At 61.5% G+C, this 18180-nt stretch carries 17 protein-coding genes; 8 read left to right on the forward strand and 9 right to left on the reverse strand.

Annotated elements, in window-relative coordinates; all coding sequences use genetic code 11:
• The first annotated feature begins 6 nt into the window (after positions 1 to 6).
• On the forward strand, positions 7 to 834 hold the full coding sequence (locus F7P65_RS16220; protein ID WP_150293467.1) for an SDR family NAD(P)-dependent oxidoreductase: 828 nt from the start codon (positions 7 to 9) through the stop codon (positions 832 to 834).
• 94 nt (positions 835 to 928) lie between these two features.
• Here the strand turns inward: F7P65_RS16220 and F7P65_RS16225 are convergent, their stop codons facing one another.
• A complete protein-coding gene (locus tag F7P65_RS16225) occupies positions 929 to 1708 on the reverse strand; it encodes an SDR family oxidoreductase (RefSeq protein ID WP_150293469.1) in 780 nt (259 codons plus the stop codon).
• 268 nt (positions 1709 to 1976) lie between these two features.
• Between F7P65_RS16225 and F7P65_RS22510 the strand changes: the two genes are divergently transcribed.
• The 3 genes from F7P65_RS22510 (at position 1977) to F7P65_RS16240 (ending at position 7429) form a co-directional block, all read left to right on the forward strand.
• On the forward strand, positions 1977 to 4646 hold the full coding sequence (locus tag F7P65_RS22510) for a winged helix-turn-helix domain-containing protein (RefSeq protein WP_150293471.1): 2670 nt from the start codon (positions 1977 to 1979) through the stop codon (positions 4644 to 4646).
• An 88-nt stretch (positions 4647 to 4734) separates the two neighbouring features.
• Positions 4735 to 5835, forward strand: coding sequence for a CaiB/BaiF CoA transferase family protein (locus F7P65_RS16235; protein WP_476749604.1), 1101 nt, complete (start codon positions 4735 to 4737; stop codon positions 5833 to 5835).
• A 151-nt stretch (positions 5836 to 5986) separates the two neighbouring features.
• Complete coding sequence (locus F7P65_RS16240) at positions 5987 to 7429, forward strand: aldehyde dehydrogenase family protein (protein ID WP_150293473.1); 1443 nt, start codon at positions 5987 to 5989, stop codon at positions 7427 to 7429.
• Between the two features lie 100 nt (positions 7430 to 7529).
• On the opposite strand, the gene F7P65_RS16245 is transcribed toward F7P65_RS16240, so the two are convergent.
• The 5 genes from F7P65_RS16245 to F7P65_RS16265 all read right to left on the reverse strand — a co-directional run bounded on the left by F7P65_RS16245 (position 7530) and on the right by F7P65_RS16265 (position 11873).
• Positions 7530 to 7973 carry a nuclear transport factor 2 family protein gene (locus F7P65_RS16245; RefSeq protein WP_162854671.1) on the reverse strand — a complete coding sequence of 148 codons (444 nt, stop codon included), beginning with the start codon at positions 7971 to 7973 and terminating at the stop codon, positions 7530 to 7532.
• Positions 7973 to 8428 carry a VOC family protein gene (locus tag F7P65_RS16250; protein WP_150293477.1) on the reverse strand — a complete coding sequence of 152 codons (456 nt, stop codon included), beginning with the start codon at positions 8426 to 8428 and terminating at the stop codon, positions 7973 to 7975. The genes F7P65_RS16245 and F7P65_RS16250 overlap by 1 nt, the downstream gene beginning before the upstream one ends.
• Before the next feature lie 69 nt (positions 8429 to 8497).
• On the reverse strand, positions 8498 to 10030 hold the full coding sequence (locus F7P65_RS16255; RefSeq protein ID WP_150293479.1) for a class I adenylate-forming enzyme family protein: 1533 nt from the start codon (positions 10028 to 10030) through the stop codon (positions 8498 to 8500).
• A 59-nt stretch (positions 10031 to 10089) separates the two neighbouring features.
• A complete protein-coding gene (locus tag F7P65_RS16260) occupies positions 10090 to 10866 on the reverse strand; it encodes an ester cyclase (protein WP_240334334.1) in 777 nt (258 codons plus the stop codon).
• Positions 10867 to 11030: 164 nt separating this feature from the next.
• Complete coding sequence (locus F7P65_RS16265) at positions 11031 to 11873, reverse strand: alpha/beta fold hydrolase (protein ID WP_240334335.1); 843 nt, start codon at positions 11871 to 11873, stop codon at positions 11031 to 11033.
• 227 nt (positions 11874 to 12100) lie between these two features.
• Here F7P65_RS16265 and F7P65_RS16270 point away from each other — a divergent pair, with 227 nt between their 5' ends.
• From F7P65_RS16270 to F7P65_RS16285, 4 genes are all read left to right on the forward strand, one after another.
• Positions 12101 to 12856, forward strand: a complete 756-nt coding sequence (locus tag F7P65_RS16270) for an SDR family NAD(P)-dependent oxidoreductase (RefSeq protein ID WP_150293485.1) — start codon at positions 12101 to 12103, stop codon at positions 12854 to 12856.
• A gap of 40 nt (positions 12857 to 12896) precedes the next feature.
• Positions 12897 to 13319 carry a nuclear transport factor 2 family protein gene (locus tag F7P65_RS16275; protein WP_150293487.1) on the forward strand — a complete coding sequence of 141 codons (423 nt, stop codon included), beginning with the start codon at positions 12897 to 12899 and terminating at the stop codon, positions 13317 to 13319.
• Between the two features lie 3 nt (positions 13320 to 13322).
• Entirely contained in the window at positions 13323 to 14987 is a 1665-nt protein-coding gene (locus tag F7P65_RS16280; RefSeq protein WP_150293489.1) for a class I adenylate-forming enzyme family protein, read from the forward strand.
• Positions 14988 to 15060: 73 nt separating this feature from the next.
• On the forward strand, positions 15061 to 15681 hold the full coding sequence (locus F7P65_RS16285; protein WP_150293491.1) for a hypothetical protein: 621 nt from the start codon (positions 15061 to 15063) through the stop codon (positions 15679 to 15681).
• A 93-nt stretch (positions 15682 to 15774) separates the two neighbouring features.
• Here the strand turns inward: F7P65_RS16285 and F7P65_RS16290 are convergent, their stop codons facing one another.
• The 3 genes from F7P65_RS16290 to F7P65_RS16300 form a co-directional block, all read right to left on the reverse strand.
• A complete protein-coding gene (locus F7P65_RS16290; protein ID WP_150293493.1) occupies positions 15775 to 16251 on the reverse strand; it encodes a nuclear transport factor 2 family protein in 477 nt (158 codons plus the stop codon).
• Between the two features lie 119 nt (positions 16252 to 16370).
• Positions 16371 to 17096, reverse strand: coding sequence for a glutathione S-transferase family protein (locus tag F7P65_RS16295; protein WP_205452126.1), 726 nt, complete (start codon positions 17094 to 17096; stop codon positions 16371 to 16373).
• Between the two features lie 254 nt (positions 17097 to 17350).
• A complete protein-coding gene (locus F7P65_RS16300) occupies positions 17351 to 18160 on the reverse strand; it encodes a TauD/TfdA dioxygenase family protein (RefSeq protein WP_150293495.1) in 810 nt (269 codons plus the stop codon).
• Between the last annotated feature and the right edge of the window lie 20 nt (positions 18161 to 18180).

Raw genomic sequence — 18180 nt, forward strand, 5'->3', positions numbered from 1 at the left:
GTTTGGTTGAAGGTTCTACAGAATAAGGTCGCACTGGTTTCGGGTTCGGGTCGGGGGATCGGCAAGGCGATCGCGCTTAAATTGGCGGGCGCCGGCGCCAGCGTCGTGGTGAATGATCTGGACGCGACGTTCGCGGATGAGACGGTCGGCGAGATCGAGGCAGCGGGTGGACGCGCGGTCGCCTGTATCGGTGACGTAACCGCGCCCGATTTCGCGCAGAAATTCGTCAAAGCGGCCATAGACGCCTTCGGCACGATCGACATCATCATCAACAATGCGGGCTATGCCTGGGATGCGGTGATCCAGAAGACGAGCGATGAACAATGGGCGGCGATGATCGACGTCCACCTGAACGCGCCCTTCCGCATCCTGCGCGCCGCACAGCCCGTCATTGCGGAAGCAGCCAAGGCGGAAATCGCCGCCACCGGCCGGGCGAAGCGCCGTACCGTCGTCAACATCTCGTCCGTGGCCGGTCTTGGCGGCAATGCGGGGCAGGTCGCCTATGCGGCGGGCAAGATGGGCGTCGTGGGCGTCACCAACACGCTGATGAAGGAATGGGGCCGTTATAATGTGACAGTGAACGCGGTTGCCTTCGGTGTCATCATGACGCGCATGACGGCGGGCGAGGCGGGCAAATCCTCCATCACCATGAAAGGCAAGGAGATCAAGGCTGGGGTCAGCCAGGAGATTCTCGACGCGATGGAAAGCGGCATCCCGCTGGGCCGCGCGGGCACGCCGGAGGAAGCGGCAGGCGCGGTCTACCTGCTGTGCCTGCCCGAGGCGGATTATATCACCGGCCAGACCATCGTCGCCGGCGGCGGATGGTCGCTTTGAAGAACCTGCCCTGACCCTCAGCCTCCATTCGGGCTGAGCCTGTCGAAGGGCTCAGCCCGAACGGGATAGTTTCCGACGGGGTCGGGCGATTACTTTATCCGCAACCCACCAGGCCACCATCCACCGGCAGCAGAGTCCCCGTCACATAGCCTCCGCCGCGCGAGCAAAGGAAGATGACGGTGCCTGCGATGTCTTCCGGCCTGCCGAGCCGCTTCACCGGGATATGCGACAGCAATGTGGGATCGACGGCGTCCTCTTCACGCATATGGGCAGTCATCTTAGTCGGGAAATAGCCGGGGATGACGGCATTGACCGTGATGTTGCGTGCCGCTAGGTCGCCGGCGAGATCGCGGGTTAGCATGTGGATCGCGGCCTTGGATGCCGCATAGCTATAGGCTTGCAGCTTCTCTGTCTTCACGCCCGCCACTGACCCAATATTGATGATCCGCGCCGGATCGTCGGGGGTGCCCGCTGCGCTGAGTTCGGGCAGCAGTTCGCGCACCAGCGTGAAGGGCGTCTGCACATTGACGCTCATGACGCTGGGCCATGCCTTGTCGGGGAAGCTGTCGATCGCGCCGCCCCAGGTCTTGCCGGCATTGTTGACGAGGATATGGCAGGCGCCCAGCGTTTCGCGGAAGCGCGCAGCCAGCTCGACGGCGGCTTCCGGCGTGGACAGGTCGGCGGGTAGCGGCACGCAGCGGCCCAGTGCCGTCATTTCCTCCGCCGCCTTTTCACAAATGTCGGCTTTGCGCGAGGTGATGGCCACGGTGGCACCGACGCGCAGCAGCCCTTCGGCGATCATACGGCCGAGCCCCTGAGCGCCGCCCGTGACCAAGGCGACCTTATTGTCTAGACGGAACAGATCCTGGCTCATTCCTTGTCGGCCTTTCGGCATGAGATGGTCATCGCGGTTCTCCCTGAATGTCAGCTTCCCTTGATGCCGGGATGTTAAAAAAGCGGACCTGTCGGCGGATAGGCTTGCACGCGTCGTCCCATATTTTGCTGCGGGCGAGGCAAAGCTTTCCCTTGCCGAACAGCCTCACCTGTATTTATCATATCTAAAGATAGGAGTAGAAAGCGGTTGAAGGTGCTTGATTGATGCTCAAATACGGGAAACCCGGCGAAAGATAGGAGAGGTCAAAATGGCGCTGGTGCCCACGGCGATCGTTGCCCCGCAGCCCAGGACGGTTCTGGTAACCCGTACCGCCTTGAAAGGACTGACCCGCAAAGTCGCGGAGTCTCGCCTCACCACGATCATCGGGCACGCGGGCAGCGGCAAGACCACGGCGGCTCTCCAATGGTTCGAAAGCCTGAGAAACGAGGGCCGGCCTGCGCTTTGGTTGGCGGTGAGGGCAGGCATCCGCGATTTTCCCTCCTTCCTTCTTGCGCTGAAGGAAGCGGGCAGGGCAGCCGGTCTGGACTGGCCCGCGTTTGACGCGAGCGACGATATCGACATCTGGCTTGCACGGCTCGCGGTTCAATATACCGACAAGCTGATTCTCATCATCGATGACGCGCAATTGCTGCCGCCCGATGTCTGGGATTTTCTCAGCGCGCTTATCGCCGGCGCGCGTGATGCCATCACGACCATTTTGATTTCGCGCGCGGCCATCGCTATCCCGATTTCCCGTATCCGCGCGCTGGGCTTTCTGGTGGAAGTGGGCCCCGCCGATCTACGTTTCAAACCTGATGAAGCGACCGAGCTGGTATCGCGCGTCGCCGGCATTCCGATCGATGCGGAAGCGATGCACAAGATCATCGAGGAAATGGACGGCTGGGCTTCAGGGCTAGTGATGGCCGGGGAAAATTATCTCTGGCAAAAGGCACGCGGGGGGAACTGGAAGCGGCCTTCGGAAAGCCTGCATGCGGAGCTGACGAGCTATTTTCAGGAGGAGGTCGTCGCCGACCTGCCCGACCAAATCCGCCGCTTCCTGCTCGAAACTTCGGTGCTGACGGAACTCACGCCTTCGACTTGCGCGGCGGTCATGGCGGACGAAAGCGCGCGCGAGACGCTAGACATGGTGTACCGTGGCGGCCTGTTTCTGACCAATGTAGAAGACAAGCGGCACAGCTATGTTTATCATCCGCTGTTTCGCAAGATGACGGCGGATTTCATGGCGGAGCGCATGCCCGAACTGGCGGCCGAGCTCCATCGACGCGCCAGTCTTTGTTATGCGGAAAACGGAGAAGGCTTCCTAGCGCTGCAGCATGCCCAGCTGACCAGGGACCGCGAATTCATCGCCGACCGGCTCGATGTCTTGGCGAACAAGATGATCAATGCGGGCTATCTCTATTATATCGATGAACTGGCGACGGACCTACCCTGGTCGGTGCTGAGCACGCGGCCGATGTTGCTACTCGCGCTGGCATGGCGGCGTACCCGTTCGCTTGCCTATGCGACGGCGGAGCGCTTCATCAACGCGGCCGCTGAAATCGCCGAGCGCGAGCCCGACAATGTCCTGCTTGGGCATCTGGTTCGGCATCGCCGCTTGGTGCTGGAATCGGCGCGCGACAATCTGCATCTGGTCGAGGCCGATGCGGGGAAATTGCTGCTCGAACTGGGCGATGATCAACCCTATCTCAGCTGCACGCTGGTAGCCCAGCTCATGTCGGCCCGGCGCGAACTTTATCATTTCAACGACATATTGAAGCTTGAAGCTGAAACGAAGCGCGCGCTGGCGCGTCCGGGATCGGAATTTGCCTCGATTGCGCTCAAGGCCACGGTGGCGCCGACGCTGGTTGAACAAGGCAAGACGGCCGTGGCGCGCCAATTCCTGGAAGAAGCGCTGTCCTACGCTGAGGAGCATGTCGGTCGCGGATCGAGCGTTGCCGCAGTCCCTGCGCTTCCGTTGGCGGAACTGCTCTACGATGCGGGAGACCTGGACCGATCGGCTCAACTGATCGACCAGTATCAGCCGGTCATCCGCCAGTGGGGCCTGGTCGACGAAGTCGCGGCGGGATATATCGTCCGGGCTCGCCTCGCCTGCGCACGGAGCGATGTGGCAGGAGCGCTGGCGGGTCTGGAAGAAGCGCATCTCGTTGCCATCGAATGTGGTCTCGACAGGCTGCGGGCGCTGGTCGTTGCCGAACAGGTGCGGGTGCTGGTCAAGACCGGGCAGGTCGCCGCAGCCGAGGCGGCGCTGCTGGCCGGCGATATCCGGGTGGATGAGGAACCAGTGCCCACGCTGACGCCGACAAAGAAGAACGAGGCGATAGCGATCGCTTGGATCAGGATAGAGATCCAGCGTCACCATCTGGCGCGCGCGCAGAAGGTAGCGACGCGCTGGTTCGAACTGGCGAAGCGCAACGGCGCGAAACGCTCCATGGTCATATTCTATCTGCTGCTGGCGGAAATTGCGGTTCAGCAGGGCGACCGTTTCAAGGCACGGCGAGCGGTTCGCGGCGCGATCGAGCTTGCCGAACCCTGTGGCTGGATCCGCATCTTCCTGGACGAAGGAGAGGTGATCTGCTCGCTCCTAAGCGAAACCTATGGATGCAAGGCGGATATCGAAACTCCGGCGGATGTCTTCGCATCGCGCATTGTGTCGTTCATCCATGGCGAACCGGCCCTGGAAACCGAGGATGATGATGACGATGCATCCGACTCTTGCCTGATGTCCGGCATGGCGGACAGGGAAAAGGAGATATTGACGATGGTCGCCGGCGGTTTGCGCAACCGGGAAATCGGTGAACGGCTGGGCCTGACCGAGGGAACGGTCAAATGGTATCTGCAACAGGTCTACGACAAGCTGGGCGTCCGGCGCAGGTCGCAGGCCGCACTGCGGGCCAAGCGGATGGGCCTGTTCGTGTGAGGGAAGGGGCGCCTATCGAAAAGCAGGTTCTAGTCCGCGCCCTCTCGCCCATGCAGCATCGCTATCTGCCATAAAGCGAGGATAGCCCGTGATACACTGCGCCCAAGGACCGCTGGCGGGCATCCGCATCATAGAGATTGACGCGATCGGTCCGGTGCCGCTGGCGGCAATGATCTTGGCGGACATGGGAGCGGACATCATCCGTGTCGCGCGTGCCGCCGGCGCTGGTGTGGGCGCATGGGAGGATGTGGGCGGCGACATTCTTCACCGCAGCCGTAACGTCGTGCACATGAACCTTAAGGATGAGCGTGATGTTGAAAGCCTTCTCCAGCTGATCGAACAGGCTGACGCGCTGATCGAGGGGTTCCGGCCCGGCGTGATGGAGCGGCTGGGCGTGGGGCCGGACGTATGTCTGGCGCGCAATCCGCGGCTGGTCTATGGCCGCATGACCGGATGGGGCCAGTCAGGTCCGCTCGCCCTGCGCGCCGGGCACGACCTCAACTATCTGTCGATCACGGGCGCGCTGCACGCCATGGGCACGCCGGATGCCCCGCCGCCGGTGCCGCTCAATCTGGTCGGTGACTATGGCGGGGGCGCGATGTTCCTGATCGCGGGCGTGCTGGGCGCGATCCTCTCGGCGCGGCGGACGGGCATGGGGCAGATCGTCGATGCCTGCATCAGCGATGGCGCTACTTCGCTGTTGAGTCTCTTCTACGCTTGGGCGCCCAAGGGCCTGTGGCAGGACGCGCCCGCTTCGAACCTGCTGGACGGCGCCGCACCCTTTTACCGCTGCTATCGCTGCGCGGATGGGCGGGACGTGGCCGTGGCCTGTCTGGAACCGCAATTCTTCGCGCAGATGGTGCGAGGACTGGGACTGGAGGATCGTGGCTATGACCAGAATGCCCGCTCCGGTTGGCCCGCCATGGAGGCCGAACTCGCAGCCGTTTTCGCCACCCGGACGCGCGACGAATGGGCGGATATTTTCGCGGAGAGCGATGCCTGCGTGACGCCGGTTCTGTCTATGGCGGAAGCGCCGCTGCATCCCCATAACCGTGCGCGGGAAACCTTTGTCCAGCGCGGCGGCATAGCGCAACCCGCGCCCGCGCCCCGCACTCTGGGCACGCCGCCGTCCATCAGTGAGCCGGGGCTGCTGTCCATGGCGGAGGCGGCTGCGCGCTGGGGCGCGTAAGGCGCCCGGCCCCGGCATCTGCCCACGCAACGGAACGTCATGCCGAGGAAATCGCAGTGCAAAGGCCGTTCCCTCCTTAGGATAGGCGCACTGCCCGTGCGCGCGCCGTAACAGGGGCCGAAAAAGCGACGTATTTGATAGGAGCAGCAGGATGTCTGTCGATTTCTATTCCGATTATTCGATGACGATCGATGGCAAGGCCGTGGGCGCTTCGGCCAGCTTCGAAGCCTATAATCCCGCGACCGAGGCCGTCATCGCCACCGTGCCCGACGCGTCGAAAGCGCAACTGGACGAAGCGGTGGCGTCCGCCAAGGCCGCTTTTCCCGCTTGGAGCGCGCGTCCGATCGAGGAACGGCAGGCGCTGGTGACAAAGATCGGCGACGTGCTGACCGCCCATGCGGAGGAATTTTCCCGCCTGCTGACACTGGAACAGGGCAAGGCAAAGGCCGGTGCCGATTGGGAAGTCGGTGGTTCGGCCGCCTGGTGCGGCGGCATCGCGACCCAGTCGCTTGCCACGACGGTGCTCGAAAAGGATGACGAGCGCACGGTCGAGATGCGGCATGTGCCGCTGGGTGTCATCGGTGCGATCACGCCGTGGAACTTCCCGATCCTGCTGGCGATCTGGAAGATCGCGCCGGCGCTGGTGGCGGGTAACACGATGGTGCTGAAGCCCTCGCCCTACACGCCGCTCTGTACGCTGAAGCTCGGCGAACTGCTGCGCGACGTGCTGCCGGTGGGCGTGCTGAACGTCATATCGGGCGGCAATGACCTTGGCGCCTGGATGACCGAGCATTCCGGTATCGCCAAGATCGCCTTCACCGGCTCCACCGCCACGGGCAAGAAGGTGATGGCGTCCGCCGCCTCGAACCTCAAGCGAGTGACGCTGGAACTGGGCGGCAACGATCCCGCTATCGTCCTGCCCGACGTCGATCCCAAGCAGATGGCGAAGGAATTGTTCTGGGCCGCGTTTCAGAACAGTGCGCAATTCTGCTGCGCGGCCAAGCGGCTCTACATCCATGACGACATCTATGATGCGCTGCGCGACGAACTGGTTGCCTATGCGCGCACGGTGAAGGTCGGCGACGGCCTGCAGCAGGGCACCGATCTGGGACCGATCCAGAACAAGATGCAGTTCGAAAAGGTGAAGGACCTGCTGGCCGACGCCAAGGCGAACGGCCTCAACGCCGTGCTGGGCGGCGATGTGCCCGAAGGGCAGGGCTATTTCGTGCCGGTCACCATTTACGACAACCCGCCCGAAGACTCGCGCGTCGTTAAGGAAGAGGCGTTCGGTCCGGTGCTGCCGCTGCTACGCTTTAACGATATCGACGATGTCGTCGCCCGCGCCAACGACACCGACATGGGCCTGGCCGCGTCGGTCTGGTCGGCGGACGCTGATCTTGCCCGCTCCATCGGCGAGCGAATCGAGGCGGGCGTGATCTGGATCAACGAGATCCACACCTTCTCCCCGCACGCGGCCTTCGGCGGTCATAAACAGTCGGGCATAGGCGTGGAAAACTCGCTGGAGGGGCTTGCCGAATATACCAATACGCAGACCGTGGTAACGCGACGGTCGCCTGCCGTGACGATCGCCTGAGGCGGCCGATGCGGCAGCAGGCCCGGCACGCAAGGGGGGTGCCGGGCCATTTTCGTCACAGGACTTCGCGCGTCAATCAGATAGGGCAGAGCGCGGCCGGTCAGCTCGCCGGCACTTTCACCGCCCCTTCGGGCGGGGGGTGGCCGGCCAAGCGTACATCGCGCCGGGCAAAGCGCCAGCGATCCCTGTCCCGCACGAATTGGTCATAGTAGCGGAGCGGGAAGAAAGCGTAGTTTCGGGCATCGCCATCACCTGGCCCTGCATCGACCAGGCCAAAACCATCAGTCCAGGCCAGCGCCCTGTCGCCTGATAGATTGATGAGGCTGGAACAGGCGATATGCTTGTTGCCGGTGGAGGTCTGCATGTGCGCTATCGCCTCGACGATGGCCTGGCGACCCGCATGGCCCATGCAGGTCGCATCCGGCGTGAACAGATCCGCCCACTCATCGAACCGGCGATCGTCCAGCAGAAAGCCGTAGAGGATTATCAGGCGGCGGATATCCGCTTCGTCCGAATGCAGCGTACGGATCTGCTGATCCCGCACTATTCGACCTTGAGTCCGGAAATGATCTCCAGGAAGCTTCCGTCCGGATCCTTGAAGCAGACCATGGCTAGCGGATCGCCAGTTGGCGTCGTCAGCCGGTGGAGCGGTGTCACGAATTCGACATCCATCGCCTTCAGCCGCTCATAAACCGGATCGATATCGTCGACCGCGAAGGCGACACGGCAAATCCCGACATTGTTCAGCGTCGGATAGGGTTCGCCAAACGTCGGAGGATCAACGAACTGAACAATGTCCAGAAACGGTTCATGGGGGTCGGCGCCCAGCCGCATGAAGGCCATCCGCACCTTTCGCGTTTCGACTCCGACGACCGCACCAGCGATCGGATCATCATGCGTGAATTCGAAAAATTTGTGCAGGCCAAGCTTTTCATAGAAGGCCACCGACACATCCAGATCGCGAACGCAGATGACGGTATGGGATAGTCGTCCCAGCATATGTCATTCCTCTCCCGTCGCGCATCGCGCGTTATTTTTCGGTCCCGCACCGCGGCGGTTCGGCTTCGGTCAGGAAACCAGTTCTCTCAGCTTGTAGCGAATGATCTTGCCCGATCCGGTGCGGGGAATTTCCGTAACGATATGGATCACCTGCGGCACCTTGTAGGACGACAGGTGCGCCCGGCAATGGTCGATAACCACTGCCTCGTCGAATTCCTTGTCTCGCGGGATGATGAACAGGCCGGGCACTTCACCCAGATGCGCGTGGGGCAGGCCGACCACGGCGCAGTCCAGTACGATGTCGAGCGTCTGCACGACTTCCTCAATCTCGGCCGGCGCGATATTCTGGCCGCCCCGGATGATGAGCTCCTTGATCCGCCCTGTGATCGTCAGGAAGCCGTTGGCGTCCACGCGGGCAAGGTCGCCCGAATGATACCAGCCGTCTCGCAGGGCCTTGGCGGTTTCCTCCGGCTTGTTCAAATAGCCCGCCATGACATTGGGTCCGCGAACGATCAGTTCGCCTTCCTCGCCCGGCGCGCTGTCCTTCAGGCTCACGGGGTCGACGACCCGCACCGCCAGCCCGTGAATGGGCAGGCCGCACGACCCCATGATCCGTCCGCCCGAGGCGCTGTTCATCGTCACCATCGTCGCGGTTTCGGTGATGCCGTATCCGTCCAGGAGCGGCACGCCGAAGATCGCCTCGAACTCCGCATTGGCGGTTCCGGCCATGATCGCCCCCGCCGTCACGCAAGCGCGGATGCCCGGCAGCGCGACCGGGTTCTTCTTCGCTGTATCGAGCAGATAGTGGAAAATCGTCGGCACGGCGGGAAAGACGGTGAATTCACCGCTCGCAAGCAGGTCTACCGCTTCCCGGGTCGAATATTTTTCCATCAGATGGATGGACGCGCCCGTTGCCAGGATGGAGATGACGGTCAGGTTCAGCGCATAACTATGATAGAGCGGCAGCGGCGAGAGCAGCTTGTCCTGGTCATTGAGCCCCAGGATCGGCGACCAGCAGGCAGCAGTGACCCACAGCATGTTGCGCAGGGACAACTGCACGCCCTTGGGCTGACCGGTGGTGCCGGAGGTGTAGATGATGAACGTCGTCGCGTCGATGTCTGCAGGGTCGCGCGCGGGAGCGGGTGCAGGGCTTTGGCTCCAGCTGTCAAAGGACGCGTCGCCTGCTTCCGTCGAGCCTGTCGGAACGACGAGCAGGTCGATCTTCGCGGTTGCGGCGATCGCTCTGACGGTTGAGGCGACCGTCGCCGTCGTGATGACGGCGCGGCACTTCGCGTCAGTCAGCCGGTACAGGATTTCGCTCTGGCTGGCCTCGACGCTGATCGGCACGACGATGCCCCCCGCGCGCACGATGGCGAAACAGGATTCAACCCAGCTGACCGAGTTGGGCAGCAGGATTGCCACGCAATCGCCCATCTCGACGCCGTTGTCGGCGAGATGTCCGGCCAGATTGCCGGTCCGGTGTTGCAGGTCGCCATAGGTCACGCCGCGCGTCGCATCCTGATAGGCGATTTTGGTCGCGGCCTTGGCCGCCTGCCGACCGAGCAGATCGCCGATCGGCGCGATCAGGTCCAGCTGGAACATAGTCACTCTCCCCGACGGTCGTCGCCATTTGCGCAGCGACGGCCCCATTTTTCCCGTTTTCAGCCTTTGGCCACCGCCAGCACCCGGCGTTCCATCGTATAGCGGTCGGTCACGGCGCGGATCTTGGTGATCGCGCCATTTTCGACATAGGCGATGCCGGTGGCATAGAGCGACGCGCGGGTGCCTTCATGGCCGGCCAGCGCCGGGAGGCCGCCAGCATAGGCACCGTCGATCGCGACCTGGAAGGCGACCCGCTTGCCCGCCGAGAGAATGTCGACGACCCTGGCGCTTTCGTCACTGAACAGCACGCGGTCGATGGACGGCGCGACGCTCTCATCGTCCAGACTGCCGATCGCGCTGCGCAGCAGGCCGCCCTTTTCGATCCATTCGGTGACGATCCGCTCATTTTCTGCGCTCGGTTTTTCGACCGGCACGGTCCAGGGCGCGTAGGCGGCCTGGCCGATCGGGTCGGGCAGCTTGCTGGTCAACTGACGGCGGCGGCCATAGTAATCCTGCTCGATCCGGCATTCCGTCAGCCGCTCGCCATTCCAGCGATACAGGCTGACGCCGTGCCACGCGGTCGGCGTGTCATATTGCAGCGAATGACCATGTTCGCTGAAGAACATGGCGCAGCGATCACCATTCGAAAAGAAATCATGCACTGTGAAGCCAAGGCCCGGATAGGCTTTGAACTGGCGGTCGGCGGCGGGCTTGTAGGCTTCCTCACGACCGGTGAAGACGTGCTCGCCCATATAGAATGTGTAGTCGTCGGCCATGATCTTGTCGGCGACGCTGAAGTCATGGGTGGCCGTATAGGCGAAGCAGTATCTCTGCATCAATTTGCTTAAGGGGTCCAATTTACATTCCCTTCGTGATCAGAAAAATCTCGGGTAATTTTCTTGCTGCCGTCGCCAGTGAAGCGAAGGGCATTTCAACATCGGATGGCATGGCGCCGGGCAGGGCGCGCGCGCACCTTTCCGACGATAGGCGAAGAGAATCGTCAGCCACCAGCCATTCCCCGTAACCGCTCCAGCAGCGTCTCGGCAAAGGCATCATTCTGGTCGCCGGTGAACATATGGCCGACACCATGGGCGACCACGACCTCGAGCTGCGGCGTTAGTTCGCGGAACAGGGCGACGCTTCCATCGGTGACGATGCTGGAAAGCTCCGCCCGTACCAGCACGACCGGATCGCGCAGCCGGCCGGCGGCGGCCAGCAGAGCCTCCCCCTCCGATGGCGGATGGAGGAATTCGGGCCGCACCGTCGCGGGGTCCCAGCGCCAGTAGAGCAGCCCATCCTCGCCCCGGCGCATCGCCGCCAGCAGGCCCGATGTATCGGCGGTCCGTTCGCGGCCCAGATGAAGAGAGAGTGCGTCCGCCGCTGCATCGGCATTGCGAAATCCTTTCATGCTCGCGGCAAAAAAGGCGCGGATCTCGTCAATCCCTTCGTCGCGCATCGCTGGGGCGACATCCGCCAGCATGATCAGCGCAACGCGGCCCGGCCTGCGGGACCCGCCGACCAGCGCCGACTGCCCGCCGCGCGAAGCGCCAACAAGCACGACCGGCGCTTCCAGCCTATCGATCAACGCCTCCACGTCGCGCGCATAGGCGTCTAGCAGATAGTCGCCGTCCGTCGCCCAATCGCTCTCGCCGTGCCCGCGCAGGTCGACCGTGATCGCTTGGTATCCTGCCGCGCCCAGGCGGCGCGCCGGGCCGCGCCAGGACCGGCGGCTCTGCCCGCCGCCGTGAAAGAACATCACCGGCTGCCCCGATGTCGGGCCATATATGTCGGCCGCCAGCGACAGACCGTCGCCGCGCAGGCGCACTTGCTGGTGAGGGGGCATAGTCGTTTTCATCCGCTCATAATGGCGATGGTTTCCCTGGCGCGACCTTCCCAAAGAAAGGTCATCATTCACCCCGGCCCGTGAAACGAAGGAATTGCGGGCGCCGGATTCGCCGTCCCCCGCCGATACTCGTCGCAAGATAGGTTTTGGACGCGGCGATCGCGATAGATTGGCGTCAAAGGTTTGGAAGGGGGGGCGGCCCACGCCCTCGGGAAGGTAAGTGAGGGGTGAGCAAAGAGGAAGGCGGCGCTCTGGTTCTGGGCGGCACGGGGGGGCTGGGAAGCGCAATCGTGCGGCGTCTGGCCCAGGACTGGGATCATGTCGACTTCACCTATCGCTCCAACGAGGCGAAGGCGAAGGCGCTGCGCGAGGAGCTTGGTGGGATCGCCGATGTTGCGTCTCACCGGCTCGATGTCGCCGATGAGCAGGCGTTGGCCGAGATCGTCCGGGCCGCCCATGCGCGCAGCGGGGCGCTGCGAGCTGTGATCTTCTCATCCGGCGTTCACATCCCTCAGATCCATGTATCGAAATTGCAGCCTGACCAGTGGCATGAGGCCGTGCAGGCGGAACTGATGGGTTTCATTGCCCTCGTCCGGCAAGTCCTTCCCGTGCTGCGCGAGACGCACGGGAGCATCGTCAATATCGGATCGGTCGCGCCGCACTGGTTCGTCGTTGGCGACGCCCTGTCCGCCGTACCCAAGGCGGGATCGGAAACGCTCTGCCGCGCCGTCGCCAAGGAGGAAGGGCGGTTCGGCGTACGCGCCAACACGGTCGCGCCCGGCATTATGGAGGTCGGCATCGGCGGTGCGCTGATGGACTCGATCTACAGCGACGAAATCTGGGAACAGTCCAGGAAAAATACGCCGCTGCGCCGTTTCGGCACCGGTGACGATGTCGCCGGCATCACCGCCTTCCTGTGTTCGAGCGAGGCAAGTTTTATCACGGGGCAGACAATCATCGCCGACGGTGGTTTATCTCTGTGACCTCATTCGGGGTGAGCTCTTGCAACTTGGGAGACAGATAATGACTGATCTGAACATACTTCTGGCCGAACGCGCGTGCCAAAGGCTGATGCTGGAATATTGCGAATGTGTCGACACGCGCCAGTTCGAACGGTTGGTGTCGCTGTTCGCGCGGGACGGGGTACTCAACCGCACCGACACGGGCGAGATCAAGGGCCATGCCGCGATCGGCGCCTTCTTCGACAAGCTCACGACCGATCCGCTGATCCATGCGGCGACCAATCTGCTGGTAACCGTGTCCGGCGCCGAAACGGCCGAAGCGGTGTCCTATGTGACGGTCTATCGTAGCTATCGCGAAAATGCGACCGGCCTGCCGAAGCTGGAAGCACCCTATGTCGTCGCGAAATATGTCGACAAGTTCGTGGTCGAGCATGGCGAATGGAAGATCGGCTATCGCGACACAATATTTGCAGCCAAGGAATAAAATATGTCTTCTGCGCTGGATCTCCATGCGGGACCCAATACTATCGGCCATTCCATCTTGCAGGCCGCGCAAAAATGGCCTGATCGGACCGCGTTCATCCTGGGCGACCGGCAGGCCAGCCATGCCGAATTCGCGCGCCAGACGATCGCCTGCGCACGAAACCTGCTTGCACTGGGGATCCAGCCGGGAGAACATATCGGCATACTGATGCCCAACAGTTGGGAATATGCCGTCCTTGTCGGCGCCATCAACATGATCGGCGCGTGCGCGGTCGTTCTCAATGCGCGCTATCGCGGCGAAGACCTGCAATATGTCCTGCGCCACGCAGAAATCACGGAACTGTTCATCACCGGCGCCGCGCGCCCGCATCTCGACCTGCGTGCGCTGCTGTGCAGTCAGTTCCCGGAACTTGGCAAATGGCGCGCAGGCGAAGAATTGCGTGTGGAGGGTGCGCCGCGGCTTCTCAGCGTCTTTCACTTTAACGCGCATGATGAAGACAGGTGGCCGACCGAAGCCGAATTCGAAAAGGGTGGCCTCAACATTTCGGACGAGATGCTGGCCGAGCGTGTCGCAGCGGTTCAGCCCGATGACACCGCGATGATCATCTTCTCATCGGGCACCACGGCCCAACCCAAGGCGTGCATGATCAGCCATCGCGTCGTTGTGGAGGTGGCGGGGGCGATTGCAGAACGTCTGGAACTGGCAGAGGAGGACGTTTTCTGGGATCCGCTTCCGCTTTATCACCTGTCGTCGCATCTGCCGCTCAACGCCTGCCGCCAGGTGGGCGCGACCTTCGTGTGCCAGACCCATTTCCAGGCCGGTCCCGCACTGGAGGAAATGGAACGAACCGGGGCGACCATTTGCTATTCGGCTTTCCCGGCGCTGACTGCGGCCATGACGGACCATCGTGACTTCAAGCGTCGTGACCTTTCGCGCCTGCGCCTGATGATCAACATCGGCGCGCCCGACCTGCTCCGCAAATTCGCCGCGGACATTCCGCAGGCGACGCAGATTGCCTGCTATGGCCTCACCGAAAGCGGGGGCATCAGCACCATGGCAAGTCCGCACGATACGCTGGACCAGCGGGTCGAGCGTGTCGGCAAGCCGCTGCGCACGCATCGAATCCGCATCGTCGACCCGGAAACGCTCGAAGAATTGCCCACCGGGGTAAAGGGCGAAATCCAGATCGCGGGACCTCTCTTTTCCGGCTATTTCAAGGATGAGGAGCAGACGGCCAAGACGATGCTGCCCGGCGGGTGGCTCCGTAGCGGCGACACCGGCTGGATCGATGAGGACGGCCAGCTTGCCTATGGCGGCCGCATCAAGGACATGCTGAAGATCGGCGGCGAAAATGTTGCGGCAGTTGAGGTGGAGGGCTTCCTGTCCCGCCATCCCAAGATCAAGATGGCCCAGATCATTGGCGCACCGGATGACCGGTTGGTCGAAGTTGTAGCCGCCTATATCGAGCTCAAATTCGGCGAAACCATGTCGGAGGCCGAAGTCATCGAATATTGTGCGGGCAATATCGCGAGCTACAAAGTCCCCCGCTATGTCCGTTTCGTCAACGAATGGCCGATGAGCGCGACCAAAATCCAGAAGTTCAAACTGGCCGAGAGCTTCATACCAGAAGGAAAGATCGATATCCTGGCTTATATGGGAAGGAAGTAACTACGCGCTCGACAATATGATTTTCCGGGAAGGTCCATGGAAAATCAAATGACAGAAAAGGAGCAGGATTATCATGGAAAAGAGCATCTTTTTTTTCAAGAGACATCCCGATAGGACGACTGAAAACTTTGCCCATCACTATATCACCAATCATGCGCCACTGGGGAAAAAGCTGACGCAAGGGCTGCGCGGTTACACCGTCAACATCGTCGACGGTGACGGGTTTCCCGCTGCCGTCACGGAACATTGGGTCGTGCCCGATGTCATGCATCTATTGACGCCCGCTCAAGCCTATAAGTCGATGGAGGATTTCCAGCAGGTTCTGGTGGACGACCAGTCGCTGTTCAGCGGTTTCGAACTTTATGTCGTCACCGCGGAGAAAATCATTGTTGCCGGACCGCCGATCGATTCCGCGCTGGAGCAGCGGACGCCCGGCATCAAGCTGATCCAGACCTTTGCCGACGCGGGCAATGTGCCGCCGCCGCTTCCCCCCGCACGCAGGGTCGTGGACAATATGGTCGCCCACCAGCTTGTCATGACCGAAAGCTATGACTGGGAAAAGGTGGAATCGGCTGCCCGGATCATCCGCATGTCCTGGTTCGCCGACATGGAGAGCGTGGGTGCGGATGCTGGCGACGCATTGTACGCCCGCGAATATCGTTTCATCGGCGCACCTTCCTCTTGGGATGCCTGATGACTATGCGGCGTCGCGAATGAAAGGCGAGGGACGCTGCGCCCTCGCGGTCATATCGCGCTCGGCACGCTGCGCTCGGGACTGTCTGCGAGGTCAGGCAGAATCCTGACCGGGCTGACCCCATATTGCGCCCGCATCGCCACATTCCCACAGCGTCGTCTCGCGATGCTCATAGATGCGCCATCCGCTTTTCGTCCGTCGGGCGCGGCTGTCATAGCGTCCTCCGACAGTGAAAAGAGGCACCTTGCGGCCGGCAAAATCCGCACCGCGTGGCCAGTGCTGCGCCAGCAGCAGGCAGGAATAGGCCGCGTCATCGCCCTGTATGTCGAAGGTGAAATTGGTAAACTGATGCGTGCATTGCATCGGTTCCTGCATCTGGGCCCAGAAGATCGAAAACTCGTCCCAGCCCCGCATGAGCTGGCCCTCGCCGCCGATCGGATCATAGCGCCAGGTGGCATCTTCGGTGAAGCAGGAACGCATCAGGTCCGTGTCGTAAGTATCGACGGCGCGACCATAGCGGACTTTAAGGTCGTATATCTGTTCTCGATCGGTCAGTCCTGAAACAGTCATGGAAGCACCCTTCCTTCTTCATAACATGATGTGGCGGCCCCCAAACCGTCTGGCGACAGTTTGACGACCGCTCCTCTGGTGATCCGGACATTTCCACACAACCGGCGAGACCGAGAGGTTCAGGCGTCTCGGAGGGTATTTGCTCGGGAATATTTGCCTCGACCAAACATGCGATCCCACTGATCCTCGGTCAAAGGATAGCTGCTCATGGGAGCCTCCAGGTCTATATCGCCCATCGCCTTGAATGAGCGATCCACGGCCGGCCGAGCGGCGATCTCTTCCATCCAACGGCCGATATTGGGATAATCGGCGCGATTCATGCCCGTTACCTTGACATAGTGAAGCGTCGGGAAAGTCGCCATGTCCGCGATCGTATATTCGTCGCATGCCAGGAAGCGGCTTTCGCCGAGACGCTTTTCCACAACGTCATAAAGGCGAAGCACTTCTGTTGCATAGCGATCGTGGCCGTGCTGCTGGTTCTGAACACGACGGCTGAAATAGACATACTGACCGAACATCGGGCCGATACCCGACATCTGAAACATCAGCCACTGCATGGTGGCATAGCGTTTCTTGAGATCGGTAGGGTAGAATGCTCCGTGCTTTTCTGCCAAATAATAAAGAATTGCACCAGACTCGGCCAATGGTAGCGGGGTGCCGTCAATACCTTCGCTATCGATAATCGCTGGAATCCGGCCGTTCGGGTTTACCGCACGAAATTTCGGATCGTCCTTGTCGTTGACGATATCGAAATAATTGTGTTTATACTCTAGACCTAGTTCCTCCAGAGCAATGACAACCTTCATAACATTGGGCGTATCGCCACCAAATAGTTCAATCATCATCTGCTCCTTTTATGGCCTGCTTATCGCCGCTTTCGGCTTGACTACCGCTTGACGGTATTGCGCATGCCAAATAGCTGAACCTATCTTTCAGCCAGTATTCAGTCGACGCTAATCGCGCACCGTTGTTTGCCGCGCATGACAGCACGGCCATTTCCGATATGCAGGATTCACAAAAATATTATGCCAGATCCGGGCCTGACCACATCTGCGCCGCATAAGCGGGGGAGGGCCATCCGTCCCTCCCCACCTGTCATTTACGCGGCCAGGGCGATCGGCACGCGTCGCAGTGCGCGGCGTTCCCCGGCAGGGAAGTCGTTGCGTGCATGCTGGAGATGCAGATTGTCCCAGATGATGAGGTCGCCTGCTTCCCATTTGTGCACATAGTCGTCGCCGCGGCTATCGACATAGTCCAGCAACTGGTCCAGCAGTTCGTCGCTTTCCTGCTTGTCCAGGCCGATGATGTCGGTTGTGAACAGGCGGCTCAGGAACAGCAGCGGCGTGCCGCTTTCGGGGTGATGCCAGACAAGCGGGTGAATGAAGGTGTCGGCATTGTCGCTCAGATGCTCGGCATCTGGCCGCTTGTCACCGCGGTTTACGCTGTAGTCGTAGACGTGCCGGGCCGACAGAACCTTGATCCGTTCCTTGAGATCGGCCGGCAGGCCCTGATAAGCGGCCGCCGCGTTGAAGAAGCGGGTTTCACCGCCCTGCCTGGGTGCTTCGATCGAATAGAGCGAGATGCCCTTGAGCGGCTTTTCCAGGAACATGTGGTCCGAATGATAGAAAAGCTCGCCATTGGGCAGGCGGCCGTCGGTATGGACGTTGGAAATGTAAGTGAACTGTTTGCCGTCCTTCATCAGCGCGTCGCCGCCGGAAATCGGGCCGATCGCCTTGACGATGTTGAGATGCTGGTCCTCGTCCACGCCGGCATTGCGGAAGAGAATGAAATGATGATTGTCGAACAGCAGCTTGACGGCCTCCTTGCCTTCGTCGTCCAGATTGCGCGGGTCGAGTCCAATGATCTCGACGCCGAACGATGATGAAAGCGGCTTTGCATGAATACTCATCGTCGATCTCCCAAAACTAA

The sequence above is a fragment of the Sphingobium estronivorans genome, from assembly GCF_008692605.1.
In the GTDB taxonomy this organism is placed as follows: Bacteria; Pseudomonadota; Alphaproteobacteria; order Sphingomonadales; family Sphingomonadaceae; genus Sphingobium; species Sphingobium estronivorans.